Origin of the sequence: Pseudomonas fluorescens, assembly GCF_902497895.1 — a bacterium.
Taxonomy (GTDB): domain Bacteria; phylum Pseudomonadota; class Gammaproteobacteria; order Pseudomonadales; family Pseudomonadaceae; genus Aquipseudomonas; species Aquipseudomonas fluorescens_BP.
The window spans coordinates 1-24100 of the sequence record NZ_CABVHQ010000080.1; the positions used below are offsets into that span (position 1 = coordinate 1).

The following is a 24100-nucleotide window of genomic DNA, read 5'->3' on the forward strand; positions in this document are numbered from 1 at the left end:
TACCAATGCCCAGACCGCGCATGCGACCGCCGAGGCCGAGGCGCGCAAGCTCGAGCTCGCGCGCAACCGACTCAAGTACACCGTGCTGCGCGCCTCGCGTAGCGGCGTCGTCACGGCTGTGCGCTTTGAGGCCGGGCAGGTCGTGCCGGAGGGCCAACCGGTTGTCTCGGTTGCGAATCCGGATGAATCCGAGATCGTCATCGACGTGCCCGAGGACCAGCTGTCCGTCTTCAAGGACGCGCGTTTCAAGGCTTCGCTGGCCAGTGCGCCGAACGAGACCTTCGATGTCACGCTGCGCGAGCTGTCGCCGCAGGCTGCGACGCAGACGCGCACCTATCGCGCGCGGCTCAAGCCGGTGAAAGCGCTCCCGCTGGGCGCCACCGCCACGGTAATGGCCGAGCGCGTGATGACCAGTGTCTCGGTGGCGGCGGTGCCGGCCACGGCACTGACGCAAAGCGGCGGCCACCCGGCGCTTTGGGTGGTCACGCCCGCGGGCAAGGATCCGGTAGGCATCGTCGAACTGGAGCGTGTGACAGTTTTCGGCTATCGCAACGACGAGGTGCTCGTCTCCGGGCCGCAGGCCGGCGTATTGGTCGTCACCGCCGGGGTGCAGAAGATGGCGTCCGGACTGAAGGTCGCGCTTCCCGGCGCGGCGATTGTTGACGCGAACATCACGCAGCAGGCCACCCGATGAACAACCTCAACCTCACCGACTGGGCGCTGCGCCATCGCGCCATCGTCCTGTTCATGCTCATCCTCGTCGCGGTGGCCGGCGCCTTCAGCTTCACCAGGCTCGGTCAGCTCGAGGATCCGAACTTTTCCGTGCCCTCGATGACTGCCATGGTCATCTGGCCGGGCGCCACTGCCCAGCAGTTGCAGGACCAGGTCCTCAACCGCATGGAGAAGAAATTCGAGCAGATCGACAACTTCGAGAAGGTGGTCACCTACGCGCGGCAAGGCTACGCGGGCATGACGCTCACCGTGCGCGGCGGCACCTCCAAGGCCGACCAGAGCGAGGCTTGGTACCAGGCGCGCAAGAAACTCAACGACCTGAGCCTCGAGATGCCTGACGGCGTGATCGGCCCGATCCTGAACGACGAGTACGGCGACGTGTATGGCCTGATGTACGCCGTCAAGGGCGACGGCATCGGCCACGCCGACCTGTCGGACGCGGCCGAGAACATCAAGCGCCCAATGCTCAAGGTGCCGATGGTCAAGAAGATCGATGTCATCGGCAAGCAGGCCAAGCGTATCTACGTCGAGTTCTCGCACGAGCGCCTGGCAGCGCTGGGCATTACACCGCTGGCCATCGCCGAAAGCCTCAAGAGCCAGAACGCCATGTTGCCCGCAGGCCAGATCGACACCCGCGGCGACCGGGTCATGGTACGTGTGAGTGGCCAGTTCGCCAGCGCAGACGCCATCCGCAACGTGCCCATCGCCGCAGGCGACCGGCAGATCAAACTCGGCGACATTGCGACCGTTACACGTGGCTTCGAGGATCCGCCAACCTACACGGTACGCCACAACGGCCAGCCAGTGCTGATGCTCGGCATCACGATGACCAGCGACGGCAACATCGTGGACCTGGGCAAGGCGATGGACACGGCAGTCGCCAGGATCCAGTCGGAACTTCCCCATGGCGTGGAGCTGGAGCTCGTGGCCGACCAGCCAACCACGGTGAAGGACGCAATCCTGGACTTCGGGCGCGCGCTGGCCGAGGCGCTGATCATCGTGATCGCGGTGAGCCTGGCCAGTCTGGGCTGGCGCGCCGGCCTCGTGGTCGCGACCACGGTGCCGCTGGTGTTGGGCGGCGTGGCGCTGGTGATGCTGGCAATGGGCTGGAACCTCGAGCGTATCTCGCTCGGCTCGCTGATTATCGCGTTGGGACTGCTGGTGGATGACGCCATCATCGCTATCGAGATGATGGTGGCGAAGATGGAAACCGGCATGGACCGCGTAAAGGCGGCCGCCTTCTCCTATCAGTCCACCGCCATGCCGCGCCTGACGGGCGCACTCATCACCGTCGTGGGCTTCCTGCCGATCGGCCTCTCGAAGTCCACCACCGGCGAGTACGCGGGTGGCATTTTCTGGATCGTCGGCGCCGCGGTGCTGTTCTCGTGGATCTGTTCCGGCATCTTCACCCCGTACCTGGCAGTCAAGATGCTGCCCAACGACTTGGGCAAGCATCAGCACGGTGATCTGTACGACACGAAGTTCTACCGCAGCCTGCGCTGCCTGATCGACGCCGCCATCGAGCGCCGCTGGGTGGTCATCGGTGCGACGTTTGGCGCTCTGGCGCTTGCTCTGGCCTGTATCAAGCTAGTGCCGCAGCAATTCTTCCCAAACAGTTCGCGTCCTGAACTGGTGGTTGACCTGCGCGTCAAGGAAGGCTCCTCGTTCGCCGCGACGACCGAGCAGGTCAAGCACATGGAGGAGATCCTGGCGAAGGACCAGGACGTGCGTTTCTATACCGCCTACACCGGCGCCGGCGCACCGCGCTTCTATCTCTCGCTCAACCCCGAGCTGCCGAATCCGGGATTTGCCCAGTTCGTTGTGATGACCAAGGACCTGGATGCACGCGAGCGGGTACGTGCGCGGCTGGTGGCCTCGGCCGACCAACAATTCCCGCAGGCGTGGGTGCGCGTGACCCGGCTCGAGTTGGGGCCGCCTGTCGGCTACCCGGTGCAGTTCCGCGTCGTAGGCCCCGATACCCAAGTGGTGCGCCAGATCGCCCGCGACGTGGAGAAGGTGGTTGCGACCAACCCGAAGGTGCGCGACCTCCAGCTCGACTGGAACGACCCGGTGCGCACGCTGAAAGTGGAGCTTGATCAGGACAAGGCGAGCGCGCTTGGCCTCACGCCGGCCGACGTGTCGCTGGCAACCCAGACCGTGATGAACGGCGCAACCCTGTCGCAGTTGCGTGAGCACGAGGACCTGATCGACATCGTGGCCCGTGCCGTGCCTGAGGAGCGCTTGAGCCTCGACACACTGAAAGACATCAACCTCTACACGCGCCAGGACACGGTGGTGCCACTGTCGCAAGTCGCACAGGTGCGCTCTGAGCTGGAAGAGCCGGTGCTGTGGCGCCGCAACCGCGATATGGCGATCACGGTGCGTGCCGACGTGAAGGATGGCGAGCAAGGTGTGTCGGTGACGCAGGAGATCGAGCCGTTGCTTAAGGATATCGAAGCGAAGCTGCCGTCGGGCTACCGCATCGACGTGGGCGGCGCGGTGGAGGAAAGTGCCACGGCCAACAAGGCGCTGCTGGCGGTGGCCCCACTGATGCTGATCAGCATCCTGCTGCTGCTTATGCTGCAACTGCAGAGCTTCTCTCGCATGTGGATGGTGGTGCTGACCGCACCGCTGGGTCTGATCGGCGTGGTGCCGGCGCTGCTGGTGTTCCAGTCGCCGCTGGGCTTCGTCGCAATCCTGGGCATCATCGCACTGGGTGGCATGATCATGCGCAACTCAGTGATCCTGATCGACCAGGTGCAAACCGAGATCGCCGAAGGGCGCGACCCGTGGAATGCGGTGCTGGATGCCGCGATTCACCGGACCCGTCCGGTGATGCTGACGGCGCTGGCCACCGTGCTTGCCATGATCCCGCTAACGCGCAGTGTGTTCTGGGGGCCGATGGCAATTGCGATCATGGGCGGCCTTACCGTGGCGACGCTACTGACGATCTTCTTCGTCCCGGCGTTGTACGCCGCATGGTTCAAGGTGGGTCGCCAGACGGTCGCTGACACCCGACAGGTACAGGGGGACGCCGCGCTCGCTTCTGAGTGATGAGTGCCGTGGTACTGTGTTCCCGACCTCATCGCTATTAGAAAGGCTTGCTCAGCGCCGTTTCTGAAAACAACCGAAGTCAGCCGCGAGGTTCTGCGAACGTTACTTTCTTTCGCCCCCTCGCGGCCTAAGCGACACAACATTCGAGGCAGGTAGCCGAGAGCTTGTTACAACTTCTGAAGCGGGAACGGCTCGCGTCTGGCCGAAAGTTATCTCTCACGAGCGTTAGCTATGGGTCGATTGCAGTCCTTCGCGCAGGCAGAAACCGGTCAAAAGCAGCCGTTCGAAACAGGCCGTTTCTGATCCTCATCCAGCCTGCAATGCTGTCTACGAAATCAGGAGCGATTCAAATTCGCTTACTGCTCGTCGCAATTGGCGTTGCCGCAGCCCTGAATGCACTGCTGGTTGGCGGCGTTCATGTGCTCGACGTCGTTGCAGGCGTAGACCGAAAACCAGTTCTTTTTCGCGGCGGCGCAGGCTTCGGTTTTATAAGGCACGGTAACGCTTTGTACCGGGTCGCCGGGGGCGCATTGGTAGGTGGCCTTGCGGGTTTTCAGGCCGCTGTCGGCGGCGACCTTAGCGACTATGTCGTCCAGCTTCTGGCTACGTTCGGCATGGCCGGCGGTGCTTCCCATGCCGGCAATGTTTTGCAGGGTGGCGGTGGAAGCGTCGCCCCCGGCGTTGCTAGCGACCGCAGAGCTGCCTTTGAGAGTGCCATTGTTGCTCATGGTAGCGCCACTGAGGGTGGACAAGACGGGCTGCATACTGCCGGCGCTGCTCTGTACGCCGAGGTTGCGCTGGGCGGTAGCTATTCCGTCGGCTTTGCCGTCGGTGAGGATGTCGGCGGCCATGCCGGTGATCATCTGGTTGCGGATGGTGCTGGAAACGCCCGACACCGAGCTGACGGCGCCGGCGCCAATACCGATGGCCATGACCTTACCAAACATGTCGCCACTGTCTTCTTCGGCGGCTGCCTGGGCCTGGGCTTGGCGGCGCGCGGCGGCTTGCTGTTGTGCTTGTTGCTCGGTCTTTTGCTGCTGATTGGCGGCGATTTCGTTGCGCAGCCGGTCGTTTTCCACGCGGGTTTTGTACAACGCATCCACCCGCTCGCCGTTGATGAACTCACAACGCTCCAGACTACCGTTGACGGTGCAGATACCGTTGCCATTGGGCGCGAAGCCACTCATTTCGCCTTCGTAGGCTTGAACGCCAGCAACGCTTACCTGGCCTTGGGTAAAACCTAGGCCGCCGTTATTGGCGACCATCTTGCCGCGTACTTGCAAACCGGAATCCAGCCGCGACCAAGTGACGGTGCCCCCGGGTGCGCCTTTTATAAAGGGGCCGGTGATACGTTCCATGCCAGTGGCATCGTAGGCGTCGACATCACCTGACCAACTGTTCTGTTCGCAGCGCCCGCTAACGATACGCCAGCCAGGGAAGCCGCATGGTTTGGCCTCGGCCAGTTGCGAGCCAGCCACATGGCGCGGCCCCAGCTTGCCGTTCTGGGCCATGGCTTGGGAAACTTTGCCGTCGGCAGAGGTAACGCGCACAAGGCCGTCTTCCAATTGGCCGAGGTCGAAGTTGCCTTCCACTTGTTCGCCGTTGGCGTAACGCATGACGCCAGGGCCATTGGCCAGCGTGAAATTGACGATGCCGCCGCTAGTGAAGCGGATTTGGGTGGGATACACCTCCAGCTCCGGCAGCCAGTGTTTGTAGGCATCCTGCTGGATGGTCGCGTGTTTGGAGGTTCTGGGCAGGTTGCAGACGCCGGTCCAGGTGTTGCCCTGGGGGTCGCCCAGGGTACAGGGACCTGGCGTCATGTAGACCCCGGTGGCCTGGGAAATGAGCTGAAAGCTCTCACCTTTCAGGGTCCAGCCGGCCGGCGAAACATAGGTGCCTTTGGGGCCAGGCATGCACCCCATGCCGCCAATCAGCGAAGACAGAATGACGCCACGATAAATAACCGTCCCATTGGCTCGATAAATCTCTCCCTGCCCGCGGGCGGAGATGCCGCCCGGGGCGCTTGAAAACTCACCTTTGCAGGACGCGGTCAACTGCCCGGCAGCGTCGAAATCTCGACCGCTACCCGTACCATCAAGCCCGCTATTTCGCCAATGTCCGGTGTATTCAAAAGCACTGTTACCGCTCTGAAAGCGATGGGTTGCTATGCCGTCGGGGATGTTGGTCGGAATTTTCGCCACGGTCCCACCCACGCAACCGGACAACAGCAAATAAGCCGAACAGAGCCAGACCAAGCGGCCAACACGGTTGACGTGTGAGTGTGCAAGCAAGCGCATAAAAGGCCCATCCCTGGTGGTGTCGGCAGATACACCGGCGCTCACGCCCCTCTCCTGGCGTTAGTACCAGTACTCCTTGCTCGAAAGTTTGTGTAGTAGCCAGAGGCTACATTGATTGCAGAATGCCATACACCCAGATACCCCTCAACCCAAACGGCGGAGGTGCCTGGGACTATCCGATGGAGGGTTATTGTTCCTTCAGCACCGCCGGCAAATCGTGGTTGGCGCAGGCGTCACACCATTACGCTGGCCTTGTAGCCTGGGCGCATGGAGCCGGAGATGACCAGCAGATCGCTGGGCGAGGTACGTCCAACGTTTTTCTGCATGCGTGGTACGAGTCAATTGCATTCGCGCTTAGGATTGTCGCGTTTATCCTGACTTATGCGACGACTCACTTGCCGTTACGGCCAGAAGCAGCCACTCACCGCCATTGAAACCTGACTCAATTCAATAAAACGACTGCTTTTGCCTATAATGTCAGGCAGCTTCGCTACCTTCAGTAAGTCCCTTCCCGCACCAACCGTCTGACCTCAGCCTGTATGGCATAAGCCGGCGCCTCCACAGCATTGAAATCTTGTGTATACCGCTGGGCAAATCCTTCTACCCCCCATTCCTGATACTGCTGCACATGCTTTAATTCGTGAGCCCAGAGCGCGATGTTCTGTTCTGCGGTTTGAGGGTCCCGGAAGAGGATGATGTCGATCAGCGTCACGGCACCGACATCGGGGTTTTGCAGCATGGCAGTGGCGGCGCTGAATTGGCCGTTGTCGCTAACTTTGTAGCGCGCGGTATCGAGGACGCTGGGGTCGTACCAGCGCAGCAGTTGCTCCCGGATGTGCGGTGGAACGGGTTGGATGCCGGCGTTGGCTGCTTCAGCGCGGGCTTGGGTCAGCCACAGCGCCAGGGCAGGTGCCGCGATCTGGTAGATGCCATCAGGCAGGGGGCCGAGCAGCTGTCCCACGTCTGGCAGGCAGATGCAGCCGTCCAGGCACACTTGTTTCTCGCCAGCTGGGCAGGCGTTGGTCTGGGCTGGCACTTCAAGAGTCAGGCAAAGAACAAACAGGGCCACCAGGCGCGGAATGATGGGCGGCATTGGGTGCTCCAGGGACGGACGCAGCGCGAACAGTGGGTCACAATTGATCGACGACCCGCATAGCTTTAGCGTAGTCCCGAACCAAGCGCCCCCAAGATAACTCTGGGCCAAAAGCCTTGCTAGCGCTATTCGTCCACGCTGATGCCCGATCCCCCTGATTCCTTGGGGAGATCCTTCAGCTTGGGCAATCCATCTTTGATACGCAGCACGGTCTCCTGATAGTGGACGTGAACGCCTGGCGAGTACGCGAGATCCGGGATGACCGCGGCATACACGTCGATGAGCCCCATCCCGGGGTGTTCGGTGAAGAGGTGCCCGCCGCAAGTCTTGCACCACTTGCGGTAACTCTGCGGTGTCTTGTTGTATGTGCCGATGTTGTCAGCACCCCGCGTCACTTGTACCGCCTCGGGTTTCCACAGAGTGAAGGCATTGACCGGCCCTGCTGACCAATGCCGACACGACTCGCAATGGCAATAGCCCATCCCGGTGGGCTCGCCGCTGACGGTGAACTCGACTGCGCCGCAAAAACAACTGCCCTTGTAAGACCGTTCAATGTTCATGGAATGACTCCTTGATCAATGGTCAGGCGATACCGCCGGACATGGCATGAATCGCCTGAACGTTACCTGCCTTCACCCGTCGATATAGCGCACTACTGTCGCCGGCGTGCGCCGCACCTGCAGTTCGAAAATGTCAGGGCGCGCGTAGTGCCCGGTGACGTCAAGCGCCCGCCGCGCTGGCGCCACGAGTGAGACGTCGATGTCCGCATACAGAATGCCGGCCTCTCGGTGTAATGGACCGGCCACGAGCCGACCTTGAGGATTGACCACCACCGAGTCGCCGTCGTTGATCCATTCGTCCGGATCGGGAAACAATTGCGTACGAGACGGGAAGTCGTCGGGGATGTCGCTGCCGCGCAGCACGGTGCCGCTGCCTAGCACCCAACAGCGGCCTTCGAGTGCAATGTGACGCATCGTGCTGATCCAGCCATCGCCCGTGTCGTACGTGGGGGCGACGTAGATTTCCACCCCTTGGGCATACAGTGAATAGCGTGCCAGCGGCATGTAGTTTTCCCAGCAGATGAGTGCACCCACGCGACCGACCGGTGTATCGACCGTGCGCAAACCGGAGGCATCACCGAAGCCATGCACCATGCGCTCGGGATTCGTTGGCATCAGCTTGCGGTGTCGGTTGAGCACGGCGCCGTTCGCGCCGATAACGACTACGCTGTTATAGAGCGTGCCGCCTCCATTGCGCCGGTCGCATTCATTGATGCCGCACACGATCGTCACGGCGTGAACCCTGGCGGCCTCGCACAATTGGCTCAGGTCACCGTTGGTGATATCGACGGCGTTGGCCAGCAATCGCGTGTGCAACTGGCCCATTACAGCCCCGTCCTTTCCCGCCGCCAGCCGCCAGATCCACGACGGGTAACCGGGAATGTACGATTCGGGCAAAACGATCAGCGAGGCTCCCGCCGCCGCAGCCTCTGCGACCGATTGCACGGCCCGGGCGATCGTCGCGCCGCGATCGAGCAGCACTGGCGGGCGCTGAATGATGGCTACCTTTGTCATGGCGTTCTCCTTTGGCGGTTGGCTTTCGAAGGCTTCAGCGTGCGCGTGGCGAAGTCGCGGGGCTAGTTCAGAATCTGAAGCGTTGTAGTTGCGGAGTTCAGGCGATGGAAGAAAGCTACGGTCAGTTCTGCACGGTCGCGCGCGGTGCTGAAGCACTGTGCGAGCGCTGGACACCTTTGGTCGTGCGCGAGCTGCTGTGCGGCAGCAAGCGCTTCAATGAACTGCACCGCGGCGTGCCCCGGATGTCCACCGGCCTGCTGGCACAGCGGCTGCGCCATCTGGAAGATATCGGTGTCGTGCATCGCACGGCCGCAGGCAAAGTCTGGGAGTACAGCCTGACCGAGGCGGGCGAGGAATTGCGCCCCATCATCATGGCGCTAGGTCATTGGGGCGCGCGCTGGATCGGCAGTCGCCTTCGCGATGACGAACTCGATGCAGGCTTGCTGATGTGGGACGTGCGCCGGTTCGCGCGCATCGAGACGTTCCCGTCCCGACCGGTGGTCATCCACTTCAGGTTCCGCGACGCGCGACCCGGCGAGCAAGCGTGGTGGCTCGTGGTCGAACATGGCGTGGCAGACCTGTGCCGCGACGACCCTGGACGCGAACTGACGCTCGTCGTGGACTCTAGCGTGCGCGCATTGACCGAGGTGTGGACCGGCGACCGCACACCGCGAGAGGTTCTTCAGTCGCGAGAGCTGCGTGTCGACGGCGCAGCGCAGGATGCGGAAAACTTGTGGCGCTGGCTTGGCACGAGTGCGTTCGCCGGTACCCGGAGCGCTGCACGCTAGCCCCAGATACATCTGCGGGACGTCGACAAGGTGCTCATCGACACCCCGAGCACAAATGGGGTTTAACGGGATGCGAGAACACCATTCAACTTCGCCGCTTGCGTAGCCAATACGTCCATCAGATCTGGCGACAAGCAATCATAAGGTTCCAAACCGAGCGAGCGCAGTTTTTCGCGAATTCCCTTCATGTCCTCCGGCGGGGTGCCGGTTTCGATGATCGACGAAACGAAGGCTGCAAAGCCTGGTGCAGCCCAGCCTTTTTGCGGAGATAGCTCGGTATGCACGAAGTCCAGGCCATAGAACGCATGGTCTTTATTTTCGATGCGGCCATACATATGTGCATGGCACTCTTTGCAGGCATGTCGTTGAATAGCCGCGCGCTCGTCGACGATAACCAGCTTCTCAGCGTTCGCAATGACGCTGACTTTATCGCGGGGAACAACTGCAATAACCGCGAATTTCGCCCCTGCGGGCTTCCAGCATTTGCTGCAGCCACAGGCGTGATTGTGCAGGGTCTGGGTGTCAATCCTGATTTCAACCTTATCGGTCGGACACAGGCATTGCAGGGTACCGCCAGAGAAGTTTGCAGAGCTTGGCTCTATTCCGTTATCCAGCGAAGGATGAAGTTTCAAGTTGCTCATGATAAACCTCCATTATCAGGGAGTCTGAATCTGGAGCCTCGGCTCCAGGGTGCGGATCAGTATTTGATAACGGTGCGGATCGATTTGCCTTCATGTATTAGATCGAAGGCCTCATTGATTCGTTCAAGTGGCATGGTCGGCATAGTCAATTTCAACATGATTACGATTGTAGTTTGGGGCCTGCCGCAGAAGATTGTCCGGACTTGACTCGCTCATCCTGCAGCCCTGCCATACTGTTCAGCATGACCAGTGCAATCTTCCGCTTCTACGAGGAGCTCAACGATTTCCTGCCCGCCGAACGGCGGCGGCAGTCCTTTACCTGCGAGTGCGCGCGAGGGGCGACGGTCAAGCACATGATCGAGGCGCTCGGGATACCGCACACCGAGGTCGAGCTGGTGCTGCTCAACGGCGAGTCGGTGGGCTTCGAGCGGGTGATCTTCGACAGTGACCGGCTGGCGGTGTATCCCAAGTTCGAAGCGCTGGACATCAGCCCGCTGCTCAAGGTTCGTGCGCAACCTTTACGGGTGCTGCGCTTCGTCGCTGATGCGCACCTTGGCGGGCTGGCCAACCTGCTGCGCATGAGCGGCTTCGACACCCTCTACGACAATGGCTTCGAGGATGCCGAAATCGCCGAGATCGCTGCGCAGCAAGGACGCATCGTGCTAACCCGCGACCGCGAACTGCTCAAGCGGCGGATCATCAGCCACGGCTGTTACGTGCATGCCCTGAAACCGTCGCTGCAGCTGCGCGAATTGTACGAGCGCCTCGACCTGGCGCGTAGCGCGCGGCCATTCAGCCTGTGCCTTCATTGCAACCTGCCGCTGCACGAGATCAGCCCGGAACTGGCCCGGCCGCAGGTGCCGCCACGCGTTGGCGCCCTCTATTCGCACTTCCTGCACTGCGACGCCTGCCAACGGATTTACTGGGAGGGTTCGCACTGGCGCGGCATGTGTGCACTGCTGGCACCTCTGCTGGACCGATAGCCGGGCACATCGGGCCGGCTGCGTTGCCAGGGATAACTGGCTTTTGCATCAGGTGGATCACGGCCATTTTCTGCCGGTCGGGATCGGCTGCGTTGGGTCCGCCTGCGGCCGGTCACGCTAATTTGATGGCGCCGCCCTGGATGTCGTCGCGCGCCAATCGCAAGTCATTGGCGTCCTGATTGAGCCGGTGAATCAGGTTGAGCAACCGCTGGCGCAACACCTCGTCCTCGAGCTGCTCGGCTGCGCGCATTACATCCAGCGCCGCGACCTCGTTGTTGGTGGCGACTGAGTCGAGCAACTTGCGCATGCTTCGTGATGGCCGATTCATCTCTAACACCTTCGGTTTCCGTGATGCGGATCATACGGCCCGAATGTTTCGCCAGTATTTCAGTTGCAAAGAGCCGGTTTTGCGCCACCGGCGCCCGGCCGCTTGTGAATCGCGAGAATGGTTACTGCAACACGCTTGTTCTGGTCGTACAACCGTATTCACCAGCCACTTCACCGAGTCCTCCGTTGGTCGCGTTACCCAGGCTGCCGGGCAATACGCTTGGGAATTTATCTAACCGTCAAAACGGGAGTAGCACATGCAAGCCATTAGAAAAGCAATATCTTGCTTAAGCCGAATAGCAGCAGATGAGTTTTCACGTCTCAATTTTTATTACGATGTATGAGGAAAACCCATGAACGTAGCACGCAGTTTTCTAGTGTCCGCGGTAGCATCGCTGCTCCTTGCTACTGTACCGGCAAGCGCAGATGTGTTGAAGCAGGCGCCTGGCTATTACCGAATTCCACTTGGGGATTTCAAGGTCACGGTTCTGTCTGACGGAACCGCGCCCAGGGATCTCGCTTCGATTATGAGCAAACCTGATGTGGTACGCGCCGCATACGCTCGAGCGCATGAAGCACTGCCGGTTGAGCTTTCCATCAATTGCTTTTTGATCGACACGGGTAAGCAACGCATCCTGGTGGATACCGGGGCCGGTGAATTGTTTGGTCCCACCTCTGGCAAGATCGTCGCCAATCTCCACGCCGCCGGTTATAGCCCAGTGGACATTGACACCGTCCTGCTCACCCATATTCATGCTGACCACTCAGGTGGTTTAACCGTAGCGGGTAAGCGTGTGTTCCCAAACGCAGCCGTCTATGTGGACAAGGCAGACCCCGCGCTGTGGCTTAGTCAGGCCGAGGAGGCAAAAGTACCTGCCGCTCGCAAAACCACCTTCGAGCAGTCGCGTAAAACGGTTGGCCCCTATGTTGACTCAGGTCAGTTGAAAACATTTACCGCGCCAGCAACCCTGTTCCCTGGTGTCAGCGCTGTTCCATTACACGGTCACACACCGGGTCACACGGGCTACATGATCGAAAGCAAGGGGCAAAGACTGTTGCTCTGGGGTGACACAGTTCACTCGACCGAGGTTCAACTGGATCATCCAGAAATAACTATCCAATACGACGTGGACACTACCGACGCTGCAAGTTCGCGACGCAAAGCGTTGGATGCGGCCGCCAAAGATGGCTACCTGGTTGGGGGAGCCCATATATCCTTCCCGGGCTTGGGTCACGTCGAACATCGTGCTCCGATCTACATTTGGCATCCGATTCCTTATTCGGCCGGAAATTAAACGTCGTCAGTCCACGTTAAAAGGGCAGCAGAAGGCGAACACAGGCTCCTTGATCTCGCGCTGAAAGCGATGGTAGGCCACCTGTCCAAGGGGACGCCGCCGCTTTCAATAGGCCTCGCTATTTGGTTGGTTCCCAGTCCTCAACGTACCAGGCATGCCAGTCTTCCTGATCAGGAACCCCTGCCGTTATGCCGGCGCGTTTAATGAGTTCCATGGTGATTTCCCACCCGGTAGGGATACCTGCTGACCTAGACAAGCCAGATCCGATCAGTACGGCATATACACCTTTGTTCACGCATCAAAAACGCCAACCGGGTGGTTGGATCACCAGAAATCACGCTCATTTTATTCATCCAGTTTGAAAGGTTAAGGTTACAAAGTCGGCGCGCGGTCCTCACACCCAAGAAGCAATCCCTCTAGGTCGCCGGATAATATTTAAACTGGGTCTAGAAAATCAGGGGCGATTCATGGGGAATGTTACCTCATCCCCCAAAATGAGGGCTTTTCAGCCGTCGTCGACAAGATCAGTGCCGTGCTACTGCTGGCTCAACTTAATGCGTAAACGACTGCTATTGGCCGGTTTCTGCCTCTGCTGACCGGCTGCTATGGGTCGGCTGCTGCCCTTGGTAACTGGTCGTTATCGACCGAACGTAAGGAGGTAGGAACCTTTAAGGCCCACCCTCCCACAACTCAGCAGCCACCTGCGAGCATTGCTACGTCCAGTAATCGACCTGATGATGCCAGCCGCTCGACAGAAGTCGCAATTCAATCCCGAGCAATCTTGTCATTTGCCAAGGCTTAGGGCAGGGTCGATACCACTGAGATCTCTGCCAAAGGAGTCACCCCATGTCAAAGCTATATCCCAGTATCGATCCCGAGGGGCTGGTCGAGTACTCAGTGGTCTACACCGACCGCTCGCTCAACCACATGTCGCAGTCATTTCAAGGCGTGATGAAGAACATTTCCAGGACCCTGAAACAGGTCTACAACGCCCAGGCTGTTGCGGTGGTCCCGGGCAGCGGCACATTCGGCATGGAAGCGGTGGCGCGACAGTTTGCCACCGACCAGCAATGCCTGGTGATACGCAACGGCTGGTTCAGTTATCGCTGGAGCCAGATCCTTGAGATGGGCGACATCCCGGCGGCCACCACGGTGCTGAAAGCCCGACCGGTCGACACTGGTCGCCAGGCTGCCTACGCCCCACCCCCTCTGGACGAAGTGCTGGCAGCCATTCAGGCGCAGAAGCCGCAGATTGTCTTCGCCCCCCACGTTGAAACCTCATCAGGGATTATCCTGCCCGACGAGTACCTGCGGGCCGTCGGCGACGCCGTGCATGCGGTGGGTGGCCTGTTCGTGCTGGACTGCATCGCCTCAGGCACGCTTTGGGTTGATATGCAGAAATGCGCAGTCGACCTGCTGATCAGCGCACCGCAGAAAGGCTGGAGCGCCTCCCCTTGCTGCGCCCTGGTGATGCTCAGTTCTTTGGCCCTCGAGCGCATCAAACAGACGCATAGCAGCAGCTTCGCCTGCGACCTGAAAAAGTGGCTTCAGATCATGCAGGCCTACGAACAGGACGGACATGCCTACCATGCGACAATGCCCAGCGATTCCCTCGCGCGATTTAACGAAGTGATGAAAGAGACGCAAGCCTACGGTTTCGACAAGGTCCGCGGCGAACAACAGGCTCTGGGCGATCGGGTGCGCGCAATGTTGACCGGCAAAGGCATCAAAAGCGTGGCCGCAGCCGGCTTTCAGGCCCCTGGCGTAGTGGTGAGCTACACCGATGATGCCGACATCAAGAGCGGTAAGAAATTTGCCAACCACGGCCTACAGATCGCCGCCGGAGTGCCGTTGCAATGCGACGAGCCGGCCGACTTCCAGACCTTCCGCATCGGTCTGTTCGGACTCGAAAAGCTGCACAATATCGAGCGCACGGTCAGCACCCTCGAGCAGGCACTGGACGAGGTGATGGTTAACTAGCCCTCATCTTGCCCGCAGCACATACCGAACTTGTGAATTCTAGGAAGGCATCCTGCCCTGGGCACTGCCGACCCATGGCGCTGATCTTCGACGAATATGACGCTGGTCGCCCGGACGTCATGTTAGAACCATAAGGGAAAGCCCGTGCACGCGTCTTACTGACACGTGTGCCCTTCAGCGCCATCAGAAAAGGTTTCCAACGAAGCCTTTCACGGGGCGGATGATCGGCGGCTGTATGACTTGGATCGACCCAAAGCTGACGATGGCGACAGGCAGAAATCGGCCAAAAGCGGCCATCGAATGTCCACTGATTCAGGGGCGATTCACACACCGTGGCGATCATCGTCATACCACGCTGCATCATGAAGGATTATGTTGGTCGAGCCGCGCCGCACAGGGTCAGCACCACAGAGAACTCTAGACGAGCATCGACCCCCCGTAATGTGTGCTGAAGTTAAAGCAGAAACTCAGGTCCCCTTAGCTCAAGGGCGCCATATTTGCGCGCACTGGATGCGCTTGGAACAGAGGTTAGAGAAGACTACGAAGCGGTGTTGAACTATTGAAACCGGAGCTGCGAGGACGATCAAACAGGATTGGCCTGATAGGGTATGGGGATAGTCGAAACACGCATCGTGTCGTCCGCGCCAGCTGTATACATACCGGTTTGAAGAAACGAGACTATCCGGCCTGTTCAGACCCATAAAAGATCATAGTGCCACTGCCTGACACCAGGTAACACCATGACCCCGAGCGCCAGGGACCGGCGCTCCACTCCCCGTTGCGCCCCCCCTCATATAGCCCCGCTCACAAAGCATTCATTTCAGCAATATCACGCACCACCTGATCTGCAGAGCGGTCGAACATCGCCTGCTCCTGCGCATCCAGAGACAACTCGATCACCCGCGCAACCCCCTCCTCTGCCAGCACACAGGGGACACCCATGGCAATACCTGTTCGCCCGTACTCGCCCTCGAGAATCGCGACCGTCGGCAAAATGCGGTTTCGCCCATTGGCGATAGCATCCACCATCTGTGCAATTGCCACGCCCGGCGCATCGCAGGCGCTCCCCACCTTCTTCAAACCCAGAATCTCGCCGCCACCCTGACGTGTGCGCTCCACAATCCGCTCTAGCTGCTGATTGGACAGGAAGTGAGACAGCGGCACCGAACCGACCGCACAGTATCGCATCAGCGGCACCATGCTATCGCCATGCCCTCCCAGCACCAGCGCCGTGATATCCCGAGCAGAAAACCCTGTCTCCTCGGCAATGAAACACTTCATGCGCGCTGTATCCAGTACCCCCGCCTGCCCGAACACCCTGTTGCGTCCCAGCCCACTGAGACACCAAGCCCGATAGGTCAGCACGTCGACCGGGTTCGACACCACCAACACCGTCGCCGTCGGAGCATGACAATTAATATCCAGCATGATGCTATCGAGAATTGGCAGATTGATACTCAATACATCCTGACGCGACTGACCAGGCTTGCGGGGCACACCCGCCGTAATCACCACCAGGTCAGAATCCTGCAGCAATTCGGCATTGGACCCGCCGTAAACCCTGGTATCAGAACCTGACTCAACTGCCGCCTGCCAGACGTCCAGCGCCTTGCCCTGTGCCAACTCACCCTGCACATCAATCAACATCAACTCACGACAGAACTCTTCCCGGGCGATGATCTGAGCCGCCGCCTCACCCACCATACCGGCACCCACAATTGATAGCTTGTTCACCTCACACCTCCCCGCGGCTCGCGCCACCAGCAACACGCCCGCCTATACAGAGAAGTATTACCCGCTAATGCTAAAATGCCACCCGAAGGTGGCCTGTAGTTGTTTTACCTGCTTTTCGCCATTCCCATGGCGGCATTACATTAGCCTCTGATAACTCCCATAGGCCAAGCCGTGCGGCCTTAGCGGACTGCTCCAGGTCTATCGCAGCCCTTTGCCATCGTCCGCAATGGGTCGTTTTCAGCCGGTCGCGATAGGCAGCGATCGGCCACAAGCAGACATTCCTCAGTAGCTGATTCGAAGGAGTCGATCGACTGACTCCAGAACGGCGTCAGGGGCCTCTCTATGGGGGACATGATGACAATTTTCCAGGATCAGGTATTTCCCGGATGGCGTCGCAAGTCTGGCGATGCGCATGGGATGCAGAACGGATCCGTACTCGTCTTGCTCTCCATGAAGTGCAAGCAGTGGGCAGTGAATCGAGTCAATGGCGTCTTCAATCGTCCAGCCGCTAAATGCCTGCGAAAGCCAGGTATCCGTCCAGGCTGACAGCACCCAATGCGCTTTATCGCCATGATATTTTTCAAGACGCGCCATTTGCCCTGGCTCCTCAAACTGCGCCTTGGCGTCCCGAATGCCGCGCAGCGTCTGCTCTTCAACGAACGCTTGGGCTGAAACGGTGATCACTGCAACGCAGCTCTGCGGGTACAAGGAGGCGCAATTCGTTGCCATCGCGCCGCCAACGCTATGGCCCAACGCGACAAACCGGTCGAATTGCAGCTCGGCCCTGATAAGCGCGAAGAAGCGCTCGGCTTCGTCGCGAATGAAATGGATGGGCAAATTCTCCGGGTACGGATCCGACTGCCCGAAGCCGAGTCGGTCATAGGCAATTACCTCGCGCCCTGTGGTCTGGCAGAGTCGTTCAGGAAAATCTCGCCACAATTCGACGCATCCAAGGGAGTCATGAAAAAGAATGATCGGCGGTTTTGCCGGGCTGCATTCCACGCCCGCCGGGAACCAGCGTCGAGTAAACAGCCGCCCATGCGGCGTATCGATCCAAAGCGTTTCGGCACTGACAAACGATGACATTAGAATCCTCAACTGATCATTCAAGCGGGCGCTACACGGATAGGTCACCACAAGGCATCATGAATTCAACACTAGCGGCCGTCCACAGCCGCCCTTCAGCACCGGCCGGCATCCGACATGTCTAGCGCCCCCCCTAAGCAACGCTGGTTAACGCTCCAGAGCCGCTTCGATCGCAGCGATGTCGATCTTTCTCATCCCCATCATCGCATCGAACGCGCGCTTGGCCGCCGCTCGATCGGGATTGGTGATCGCGGCCGTCAGAACGCGTGGTGTGATCTGCCACGACAGTCCCCACTTGTCCTTGCACCAGCCGCATGCACTTTCCTGGCCGCCGTTTCCGACAATCGCGTTCCACAAGCGGTCCGTTTCGGCTTGGTCGTCGGTCGCAATCTGGAACGAGAAAGCCTCGGTATGCTTGAACGCCGGGCCCCCGTTCAGCCCGAGACAAGGGATGCCCATCACCGTGAACTCGACCGTCAGGACATCGCCCTGCTTGCCCGCCGGATAGTCGCCAGGCGCGCGATGGACAGCTCCCACAGCGCTGTCCGGAAACGTCTGGGCGTAGAACTTCGCAGCGTCCAACGCGGTGCCGTCATACCAGAGACAAATCATGTTTTTGCTGATCATCTTGGTTCTCCAAAATCGGGACTGATACGTGCATTCTAGCAGCGCGGGTAGTCGGACGACTTCGGCAACTTACGTACCCGGGTGACGCGATCACACCAACAGCACGGATTTGTACTATTTTTATAGCTCCTCTGGATTGACCTATTCCTGATCAGAACGGGCTGACGTTCATCAATGATCCGTAACAGGAGATCGCGTCATGAAGCGCTTGCTTGGGTCCCTTGGATTCTCATCGTTACTGGTGGCATCGGCGGTGTTCGCTCATCACGGCTGGAGTGAGTACGACTCGAGCAAAACCTTGCAGCTGGACGGGACGATCGAGGAGTCCGGCTATGCCCACCCCCATGGTTTTGTGCGCCTGAAGACCGACGACAAGATCTGGAACGTCGTGCTGGCGCCGCCATCGCGCATGGAGAACCGTGGTCTTTCCAGGGAAATGCTGAGTGTCGGCAAACGGGCTATGGTGGTCGGCTATCAGAATCGCAACAAATCCGATGAACTGCGGGCAGAACGCATCACGGTCGACAACAAAACCACAGAGTTACGCTGATGCAGGCAACCAGTACCAGCGGTGGATCGGGCCCGGAAGGCTGGCTGGACTATGTGGGTGACTCGCAACTCGGTTTGGCCATGCGCAGCGAGATATGGCTGTACCCGATAGTCGAGGTGGTTCACATCCTTGGATTCGTGGTGCTTGTCGGCTCTATCGTCATGTTCGATCTGCGGGTTCTCGGGCTGTCGAGAGATCTTCCGGTGACGGCACTGGCTCGCCACCTCCTGACGTGGGGAGTCGCTGCCCTGCTATTGATCGTCCCGGCCGGGCTGATGATGTTTTCAGCACATCCCCACGACTTCGCCTCCAACGGCGTTTTTATTCTGAAGCTTTGCTTGATCGGTTCCGCGGGCCTCAATGCGGCCCTTTTTCACGTCGGGGTCTTCCGTTCAGTAGCCCAGTGGAACACTGGCGCCGCAGCGCCCGGAATAGCAAAAGTCCAGGCGCTGCTTTCGATTATGTTATGGGTCACCGTGGTGCTCTGCGGCCGACTGCTGGCCTATACCTGAGAGGGCAAAGGTCGTCCAAAGGCATTTCGCTGGTCCACCGAGGCCGGGAAGCCGCCCTCCTCTTTCAAGACCTGCAGTGAGTCAAGACGATCTGCATTGAACTCTGTACGTTCAGAACCCACGAGCATGGAATCAAAGGCAACAATAGCTCCACTCCCAACGTAAACCGCGTTGGGTTTTGAGAGGTAACGATGAACCGTTCAACTGCTATTCGTTTCAACGAAGCTGCTGAACAGCGTTCGTCACCACACTATTGGAAGCCTACCGGACCTTCTCATGCTGATTGTCTGCGCCAAGTGCCGGGTGATGTACCGAACTGGCGTTTGAATGCGCGACTGAACGCGGCTTCGGATTCGTAACCCACTGCAAAGCCGATTTGCGCCACATTACCGCGACCTTCGCGCAGGTGTTGAGCCGCCACGTGCATACGCCAGAGCGTCAGGTATTGCATCGGTGGCTGTCCGACCAATGCGGTGAATCGCTCCGCGAATACCGAGCGCGACATGCCCACTTCAAGCGCCAGGGCTTCTGCAGTCCAGCCCTCGGTTGGACGAGCATGGAGCAGTGCCAATGCGCGCCCGATATGCGGATCTCGCAAACCCGCCAGCCACCCGCGCCGCTCAGCCGGGAGGCTCGCAACATACTGGCTGACGGCTTCGACGAACAGCAATTCGGATAGCTTGGCGATGACCGTTGTCGAGCCGACGCTTCCTGCCGCGATCTCACTGACAGCGAAACGGAATGAGCTTTCAATCCAGGCGCCCGAAGCCGTCGCGCGCACGTCCAGTTTCAATAAGGGTGGCAGCGACGAAAGTAACGGACTGAAGGGTATTTCAGAGCCGAGGAATCCGCACAATAACTGCGTGGCCTCGCCGCCCCCGCCGTACTTGATTCGTGAAATGCCGCCGACTTCTGGCCGTTGAATAACTTCGCTCGCCAGCATGGGCGCAATGCTCAGGTCGCTGCCAAAGGAATGAGCGTCATTGCGAGGAAGCAGAATGAGTTCGCCTGCCCGCACGTCGACGGTGGCACCACCATCGATGCGTAATTGCATGTGCCCCGCGGTGACAAAATGCGACGCAATGACATGTCGGGGTGCCGCCAGGAACGGCTTGCAATCGTCCGCAGAAATTCTTCCGTTGATGCACCAGGGCGCAGTGAATTCGGCCTCGAGGAACACCCCTCCAGACAGCCGGATCACACGCAAGACATCAGAAAACGCATCCAACACTGGCCAGCCCTCCCTTCCGGAGCATAGGTATCTACACATCTCGCTGGCCGAACACCCTACCTGTGGCGAGGGGGCTTGCCCCCGCTCGGCTGCGCAGCAGTCGTAAACCGGCGGATGCGTTCTACCTGGAAAACTGCGATTGCCGGTTTTAGGGCCGCTTCGCGACCCAGCGGGGGCAAGCCCCCTCGCCACAGTATTCGGCAGCCCTTAAAAGATGTGTAGATACCTATGCTTCCGGAGTCTGGAGCACGTAATCAGGCGTATTGGTCATTCTTCGCCTGAACTGCGAGGCCTAGATTAGCATCAACGTGGACTCGGTGATCGAGGCTCTCCCCAGAGTCTTCACCAGCGGTCATTGGCTCCGACGTTAACCGTAATGACCCCTTCCAACTCGACCAGGGAAGCAGGAGATCGATATGAACAGCGTCGCTACAGTACCCAGCTCAGATTCGGGCAACGCCGCCCGTTACGCTCAAATCGTCAGATCATCGAAGAAAGCGCAATGGCAGATCGATCGCGATTTGCTCCAGGACCGGGGTTTCGACTTCTCGCGCAAATTCTTGCCCGACGGACTATCGCGGATCGACGGCCTGACCTTTCTCACCGCGGACGAGGCGCGCCTGCTCAGTCAGATTCAGGGCCGAACCTACGCGTATATTTTTGGCCTGGTCGAGCGTTTTATCAGTGCCAAAATGCTCGACCAAGGTCGGGCCCATGTATTTGACGACCAACTCGCACTCGAAGCGCTGGTGCGCTTTTCTAATGACGAGATCAAGCACCAGGAGCTCTTCCGGCGCATAGAGACGATGATGGGTTCGCAATTGCCAGCGGGATATCGTCAAGTGGCCGATCCAAACGATGTGGCGCGCGCGGTACTTGCGGCCAGCACCTGGTCGGTGCTGGCGCTGACCTGTCATATCGAACTGTTTGTTCAAACGCACTACAAGCAAAGCATCGCCCCGCGCGAGGAGTTGTGCCCACTCTTCAAGGATGTCTTCAAATTTCACTGGATGGATGAAAGCCGGCACGTCGTGCTGGATGAACTGGAGTGGAAAGCGGAGCACGCGAAACTCTCGCCAGCCGAGCACGACCAGGCAGTGAACGATCTGATTGCGCTGGTGGCGGCCGTCGACGCAATCCTGCAGGCACAATCGGTATCCGATGCCGACTACTTTATTGGCAATGGTTCACGATCGTTCAGTGTCGATGAGACAGCGCAAATCAGAGCCTCAGTGCTGGGCGCCTACCGCTGGCAATACATTATCTCGGGCGTGCAGCATCCACACTTTGGCCGGCTGCTTACGGGCATGACGACACCTGCGCAGATGTCCAGGATTCAGACCGCACTGGAACCCATCATGAGTCATTGAGCGACAGGGGCGACCGGCCCCGCGTCGGTCGCGCGACTGTGGAATGACGTGTTGAAAACAACATTTCGCCCGGACGCCCCTGGCGAGTCAGTGGTTAGATTTGATCCAGACAATCTTCGGTGCGAGTGGCAGAAATCGGCCCAGAGCCTCTACATACCTAGACCCAATGCCCAAAATAGCCGACTAACGGTCACCCCCATTCGGCACAAAACCTGCAACAGCACCCTCGACGAACATTTGACGTCAATCAACCGCCATATGGATTTCACACTCAGCCAGCCCAATTGCGCAGGTCAGAGCGCAACTCTGGCTCAAACATTTCAACCCCGTATATAGGACCCTTGACATGATCGACCTCGCCACTTGGAATTTAAGCATCCCTGAAGGCAGCCCACCGGCCACCATAGAAACGCCTCGACTGGCGCAAGGGTTCAACGACAAGTATTTCAATTCTGAAACCGGTACCCTTTCCTTCTGGGCACCTGTGACCGGTTCCAAGACGGCCAACGCTATTTACCCACGTAGCGAATTGCGAGAAACCTATAGCAATGGAACTCTGCGCAACTGGCAGTATCCAGCGGCGGATAACAAACTGCGGGCGAATCTGGCCGTCAATCAGGTACCCAGCACCGGCAAGATCGTGATTGGTCAGATCCACAACAAGGGCAGCAAAAGCCCCATGGTGAAGCTGGAATACCAGTACAACACCTCTAGCTCGACCGGAAACATTGTCGCCAAGGTGCGCATGCGTCCCGACGATAAATCGGGCCGGGTCATTACAATTGCGACGGGTGTGCAACTCAACCGCAATTTCTCCTACCAGATCCACCTCAGCCCGAAGGGCGCGCTGGGCATCAGCGCAGCAGGATACAATTGGAGAACCACCATCGATCCGAGTTGGAAGACCCAACCACTGTATTTCAAAGCAGGTGCGTATGTGCAGGACAACACCGGCTATCCCTCCGAGGGCGGAAAAGTGACGTTCAGGATGCTGGAGATCCACCACGAAATTTAGTCGCTTCTTTCGGGCTTCGCAGCATCACGGAACGCTGCTCGCCTGCTGCTTGTCAATTCGTTGGCACGGGAACTGCGGCAAGCGGCGTTCCAACAGGCCATTCGTCTCACCAGGGTCTGTTGACGTTTCGCTCCGAACCGCCGCGATCAGGGAAACGCGACCGCCGCCGCGAGATACAGCAGCAACGCCAGTAGCAACACCACGGTGAAGCCCAGGTGGATCGCCAGCAGGGTCGCCAGCACGGCCGCCACCACCGATACGCTGGCGTTGACGCCCCAGGCGATCGGCACCAGTGCTTCGGCGCGCGCGGAGACGCGCCCGAGTCCGAGCGGAAACGGCATGCCCATGGCGAACGCCAGCGGCGCTACCAGCGCGGCGCAGATGCCGAACCTGGCGAGGGTCCGCACCGGCGCCAGCAGCTGGAACAACGGGGGCAGGGCGATCAGGTAGAGCAGGGCGATCGCGCAGATCGCCAGGACTGGCCGCGCGAGCGGATGACGGGGCCCCACGCCAGTTCCAATGTCCCCCCGCCGCCGGCCGGAGTAACGGCTGCCGAGGCCAGCGAAGATCAGGAACGCGCTGAGCGTTACCGCCACCGAATACAACGGATGGCTGAGGAAAAGGGTGAACTTCTGGATGAAGGCGATTTCCACGAACATGAAGGCGAAGCCGATGGCGGCGAAGTAGGACACGACCCGAAGTTCGAACCTGGCCAAAGCCGCATTCCGAGAGCGCCGCTGGCGCCTCCGCGCCACCCATAGCGGCGCCAGGATCAGCAGCACGGCGGCCACGCTGGACTGCAGCAGCGTGGCGATCAGCACCGGATAGCCCCACTCCAGCATTGACAGGCCGCCCTGCGCCTTCAGCGCCAGCAGTTCCGGCAGCGAGCGCCACTTGAAGAAGTGGAAGAAATACGGCCGGTCATCCATGGTCGGACGCACGTCGAACTTGTAGCGTGCCAGGAACTCCGCGCGCTCGCCGGACAGCAGGGCCTGCGCCGCTTCGAAGAACCAGGGCCGGTCGAGCAGGTTGTAGCGGTTCGCCTCGGCCACGGTCATCCCGGGGTAGTAGGCCAGGTCGAAGGAGCGCGCCCGGCAGAACTCCCGCAGCACGGCGATGCCGGCGTCGTCAAAATCCCTGTTGCTGACCAGCAGCGTCGCGGTCTTCCAGCCGCGGATCATGACGATGCGGCGCGCCGCGCTGGCCTGCCC

At 59.6% G+C, this 24100-nt stretch carries 20 protein-coding genes and 2 pseudogenes; 10 read left to right on the forward strand and 12 right to left on the reverse strand.

Translation table 11 applies throughout. The features are described 5' to 3' along the window. Together F8N21_RS26640 and F8N21_RS26645 are read left to right on the forward strand one after the other, a co-directional pair. The coding region (locus tag F8N21_RS26640; RefSeq protein ID WP_150644972.1) for an efflux RND transporter periplasmic adaptor subunit at positions 1 to 694 on the forward strand (694 nt) is incomplete at its 5' end. Continuing rightward, positions 691 to 3786, forward strand: a complete 3096-nt coding sequence (locus F8N21_RS26645) for an efflux RND transporter permease subunit (RefSeq protein WP_150644973.1) — start codon at positions 691 to 693, stop codon at positions 3784 to 3786. The genes F8N21_RS26640 and F8N21_RS26645, both read left to right, overlap by 4 nt. A 356-nt stretch (positions 3787 to 4142) precedes the next feature. Here F8N21_RS26645 and F8N21_RS26650 read toward each other — a convergent pair whose 3' ends face one another. From F8N21_RS26650 to F8N21_RS26665, 4 genes are all read right to left on the reverse strand, one after another. Next, positions 4143 to 6128, reverse strand: coding sequence for a hypothetical protein (locus F8N21_RS26650; RefSeq protein ID WP_150644974.1), 1986 nt, complete (start codon positions 6126 to 6128; stop codon positions 4143 to 4145). A gap of 451 nt (positions 6129 to 6579) precedes the next feature. Beyond that, positions 6580 to 7176: a DUF4157 domain-containing protein gene (locus F8N21_RS26655; protein ID WP_150644975.1), complete on the reverse strand. Its 597-nt coding sequence runs from the start codon at positions 7174 to 7176 to the stop codon at positions 6580 to 6582. Between the two features lie 125 nt (positions 7177 to 7301). Continuing rightward, positions 7302 to 7736 carry a GFA family protein gene (locus F8N21_RS26660; protein ID WP_150644976.1) on the reverse strand — a complete coding sequence of 145 codons (435 nt, stop codon included), beginning with the start codon at positions 7734 to 7736 and terminating at the stop codon, positions 7302 to 7304. A gap of 72 nt (positions 7737 to 7808) precedes the next feature. Beyond that, the gene (locus tag F8N21_RS26665; RefSeq protein ID WP_150644977.1) at positions 7809 to 8750 is read right to left on the reverse strand and encodes a carbon-nitrogen hydrolase family protein; all 942 of its coding nucleotides are present in this window, start codon (positions 8748 to 8750) and stop codon (positions 7809 to 7811) included. 104 nt (positions 8751 to 8854) lie between these two features. Between F8N21_RS26665 and F8N21_RS26670 the strand changes: the two genes are divergently transcribed. Further along, complete coding sequence (locus F8N21_RS26670; protein WP_150644978.1) at positions 8855 to 9538, forward strand: winged helix-turn-helix transcriptional regulator; 684 nt, start codon at positions 8855 to 8857, stop codon at positions 9536 to 9538. Positions 9539 to 9600: 62 nt separating this feature from the next. Here the strand turns inward: F8N21_RS26670 and gfa are convergent, their stop codons facing one another. Then, positions 9601 to 10179: an S-(hydroxymethyl)glutathione synthase gene (gfa, locus tag F8N21_RS26675; RefSeq protein WP_150644979.1), complete on the reverse strand. Its 579-nt coding sequence runs from the start codon at positions 10177 to 10179 to the stop codon at positions 9601 to 9603. A 56-nt stretch (positions 10180 to 10235) separates the two neighbouring features. Beyond that, a pseudogene (locus F8N21_RS31155) lies at positions 10236 to 10316 on the reverse strand (hypothetical protein); the annotation flags it as partial. 105 nt (positions 10317 to 10421) lie between these two features. Here F8N21_RS31155 and F8N21_RS26680 point away from each other — a divergent pair. After that, positions 10422 to 11162: a Mut7-C RNAse domain-containing protein gene (locus F8N21_RS26680; protein ID WP_150644980.1), complete on the forward strand. Its 741-nt coding sequence runs from the start codon at positions 10422 to 10424 to the stop codon at positions 11160 to 11162. A gap of 112 nt (positions 11163 to 11274) precedes the next feature. On the opposite strand, the gene F8N21_RS26685 is transcribed toward F8N21_RS26680, so the two are convergent. Then, positions 11275 to 11490, reverse strand: a complete 216-nt coding sequence (locus tag F8N21_RS26685) for a hypothetical protein (RefSeq protein WP_150644981.1) — start codon at positions 11488 to 11490, stop codon at positions 11275 to 11277. A 352-nt stretch (positions 11491 to 11842) separates the two neighbouring features. Here F8N21_RS26685 and F8N21_RS26690 point away from each other — a divergent pair, with 352 nt between their 5' ends. Together F8N21_RS26690 and F8N21_RS26700 are read left to right on the forward strand one after the other, a co-directional pair. Next, a complete protein-coding gene (locus tag F8N21_RS26690) occupies positions 11843 to 12784 on the forward strand; it encodes an MBL fold metallo-hydrolase (protein WP_150644982.1) in 942 nt (313 codons plus the stop codon). 846 nt (positions 12785 to 13630) lie between these two features. Continuing rightward, a complete protein-coding gene (locus F8N21_RS26700; protein ID WP_150644983.1) occupies positions 13631 to 14764 on the forward strand; it encodes an aminotransferase class V-fold PLP-dependent enzyme in 1134 nt (377 codons plus the stop codon). 804 nt (positions 14765 to 15568) lie between these two features. On the opposite strand, the gene F8N21_RS26705 is transcribed toward F8N21_RS26700, so the two are convergent. From F8N21_RS26705 to F8N21_RS26715, 3 genes are all read right to left on the reverse strand, one after another. Beyond that, on the reverse strand, positions 15569 to 16498 hold the full coding sequence (locus F8N21_RS26705; protein ID WP_150644984.1) for a malate dehydrogenase: 930 nt from the start codon (positions 16496 to 16498) through the stop codon (positions 15569 to 15571). 282 nt (positions 16499 to 16780) lie between these two features. After that, positions 16781 to 17584, reverse strand: a complete 804-nt coding sequence (locus tag F8N21_RS26710; protein WP_150644985.1) for an alpha/beta fold hydrolase — start codon at positions 17582 to 17584, stop codon at positions 16781 to 16783. Positions 17585 to 17731: 147 nt separating this feature from the next. After that, positions 17732 to 18211 (reverse strand): VOC family protein, encoded by a 480-nt coding sequence (locus F8N21_RS26715; RefSeq protein ID WP_150644986.1) that lies wholly within the window; start codon positions 18209 to 18211, stop codon positions 17732 to 17734. A 199-nt stretch (positions 18212 to 18410) separates the two neighbouring features. On the opposite strand from F8N21_RS26715, the gene F8N21_RS26720 reads away from it, so the two are divergent. Both F8N21_RS26720 and F8N21_RS26725 read left to right on the forward strand, forming a co-directional pair. Further along, a complete protein-coding gene (locus F8N21_RS26720) occupies positions 18411 to 18761 on the forward strand; it encodes a DUF6152 family protein (protein ID WP_150644987.1) in 351 nt (116 codons plus the stop codon). Beyond that, positions 18761 to 19273, forward strand: a complete 513-nt coding sequence (locus F8N21_RS26725) for a DUF6644 family protein (protein WP_150644988.1) — start codon at positions 18761 to 18763, stop codon at positions 19271 to 19273. The genes F8N21_RS26720 and F8N21_RS26725 overlap by 1 nt, the downstream gene beginning before the upstream one ends. A 274-nt stretch (positions 19274 to 19547) precedes the next feature. Here the strand turns inward: F8N21_RS26725 and F8N21_RS26730 are convergent, their stop codons facing one another. Then, the gene (locus tag F8N21_RS26730; protein ID WP_150644989.1) at positions 19548 to 20504 is read right to left on the reverse strand and encodes an AraC family transcriptional regulator; all 957 of its coding nucleotides are present in this window, start codon (positions 20502 to 20504) and stop codon (positions 19548 to 19550) included. 416 nt (positions 20505 to 20920) lie between these two features. Between F8N21_RS26730 and F8N21_RS26740 the strand changes: the two genes are divergently transcribed. Both F8N21_RS26740 and F8N21_RS26745 read left to right on the forward strand, forming a co-directional pair. Beyond that, the gene (locus tag F8N21_RS26740; protein ID WP_150644990.1) at positions 20921 to 21874 is read left to right on the forward strand and encodes a diiron oxygenase; all 954 of its coding nucleotides are present in this window, start codon (positions 20921 to 20923) and stop codon (positions 21872 to 21874) included. 346 nt (positions 21875 to 22220) lie between these two features. Then, on the forward strand, positions 22221 to 22889 hold the full coding sequence (locus F8N21_RS26745; RefSeq protein WP_150644991.1) for a polysaccharide lyase family 7 protein: 669 nt from the start codon (positions 22221 to 22223) through the stop codon (positions 22887 to 22889). 146 nt (positions 22890 to 23035) lie between these two features. Here the strand turns inward: F8N21_RS26745 and F8N21_RS26750 are convergent. Further along, positions 23036 to 24100: pseudogene (locus F8N21_RS26750) on the reverse strand (SAM-dependent methyltransferase); the annotation flags it as partial.

Coding starts and splice junctions, on each gene's coding strand:
- F8N21_RS26715 (WP_150644986.1), bottom strand. CDS start 18,211: ATGATCAGCAAAAACATGATTTGTCTCTGGTATGACGGCACCGCGTTG.
- F8N21_RS26655 (WP_150644975.1), bottom strand. CDS start 7,176: ATGCCGCCCATCATTCCGCGCCTGGTGGCCCTGTTTGTTCTTTGCCTG.
- F8N21_RS26685 (WP_150644981.1), bottom strand. CDS start 11,490: ATGAATCGGCCATCACGAAGCATGCGCAAGTTGCTCGACTCAGTCGCC.
- F8N21_RS26720 (WP_150644987.1), top strand. CDS start 18,411: ATGAAGCGCTTGCTTGGGTCCCTTGGATTCTCATCGTTACTGGTGGCA.
- F8N21_RS26665 (WP_150644977.1), bottom strand. CDS start 8,750: ATGACAAAGGTAGCCATCATTCAGCGCCCGCCAGTGCTGCTCGATCGC.
- gfa (WP_150644979.1), bottom strand. CDS start 10,179: ATGAGCAACTTGAAACTTCATCCTTCGCTGGATAACGGAATAGAGCCA.
- F8N21_RS26740 (WP_150644990.1), top strand. CDS start 20,921: ATGAACAGCGTCGCTACAGTACCCAGCTCAGATTCGGGCAACGCCGCC.
- F8N21_RS26690 (WP_150644982.1), top strand. CDS start 11,843: ATGAACGTAGCACGCAGTTTTCTAGTGTCCGCGGTAGCATCGCTGCTC.
- F8N21_RS26745 (WP_150644991.1), top strand. CDS start 22,221: ATGATCGACCTCGCCACTTGGAATTTAAGCATCCCTGAAGGCAGCCCA.
- F8N21_RS26680 (WP_150644980.1), top strand. CDS start 10,422: ATGACCAGTGCAATCTTCCGCTTCTACGAGGAGCTCAACGATTTCCTG.
- F8N21_RS26700 (WP_150644983.1), top strand. CDS start 13,631: ATGTCAAAGCTATATCCCAGTATCGATCCCGAGGGGCTGGTCGAGTAC.
- F8N21_RS26725 (WP_150644988.1), top strand. CDS start 18,761: ATGCAGGCAACCAGTACCAGCGGTGGATCGGGCCCGGAAGGCTGGCTG.
- F8N21_RS26660 (WP_150644976.1), bottom strand. CDS start 7,736: ATGAACATTGAACGGTCTTACAAGGGCAGTTGTTTTTGCGGCGCAGTC.
- F8N21_RS26645 (WP_150644973.1), top strand. CDS start 691: ATGAACAACCTCAACCTCACCGACTGGGCGCTGCGCCATCGCGCCATC.
- F8N21_RS26710 (WP_150644985.1), bottom strand. CDS start 17,584: ATGTCATCGTTTGTCAGTGCCGAAACGCTTTGGATCGATACGCCGCAT.
- F8N21_RS26670 (WP_150644978.1), top strand. CDS start 8,855: ATGGAAGAAAGCTACGGTCAGTTCTGCACGGTCGCGCGCGGTGCTGAA.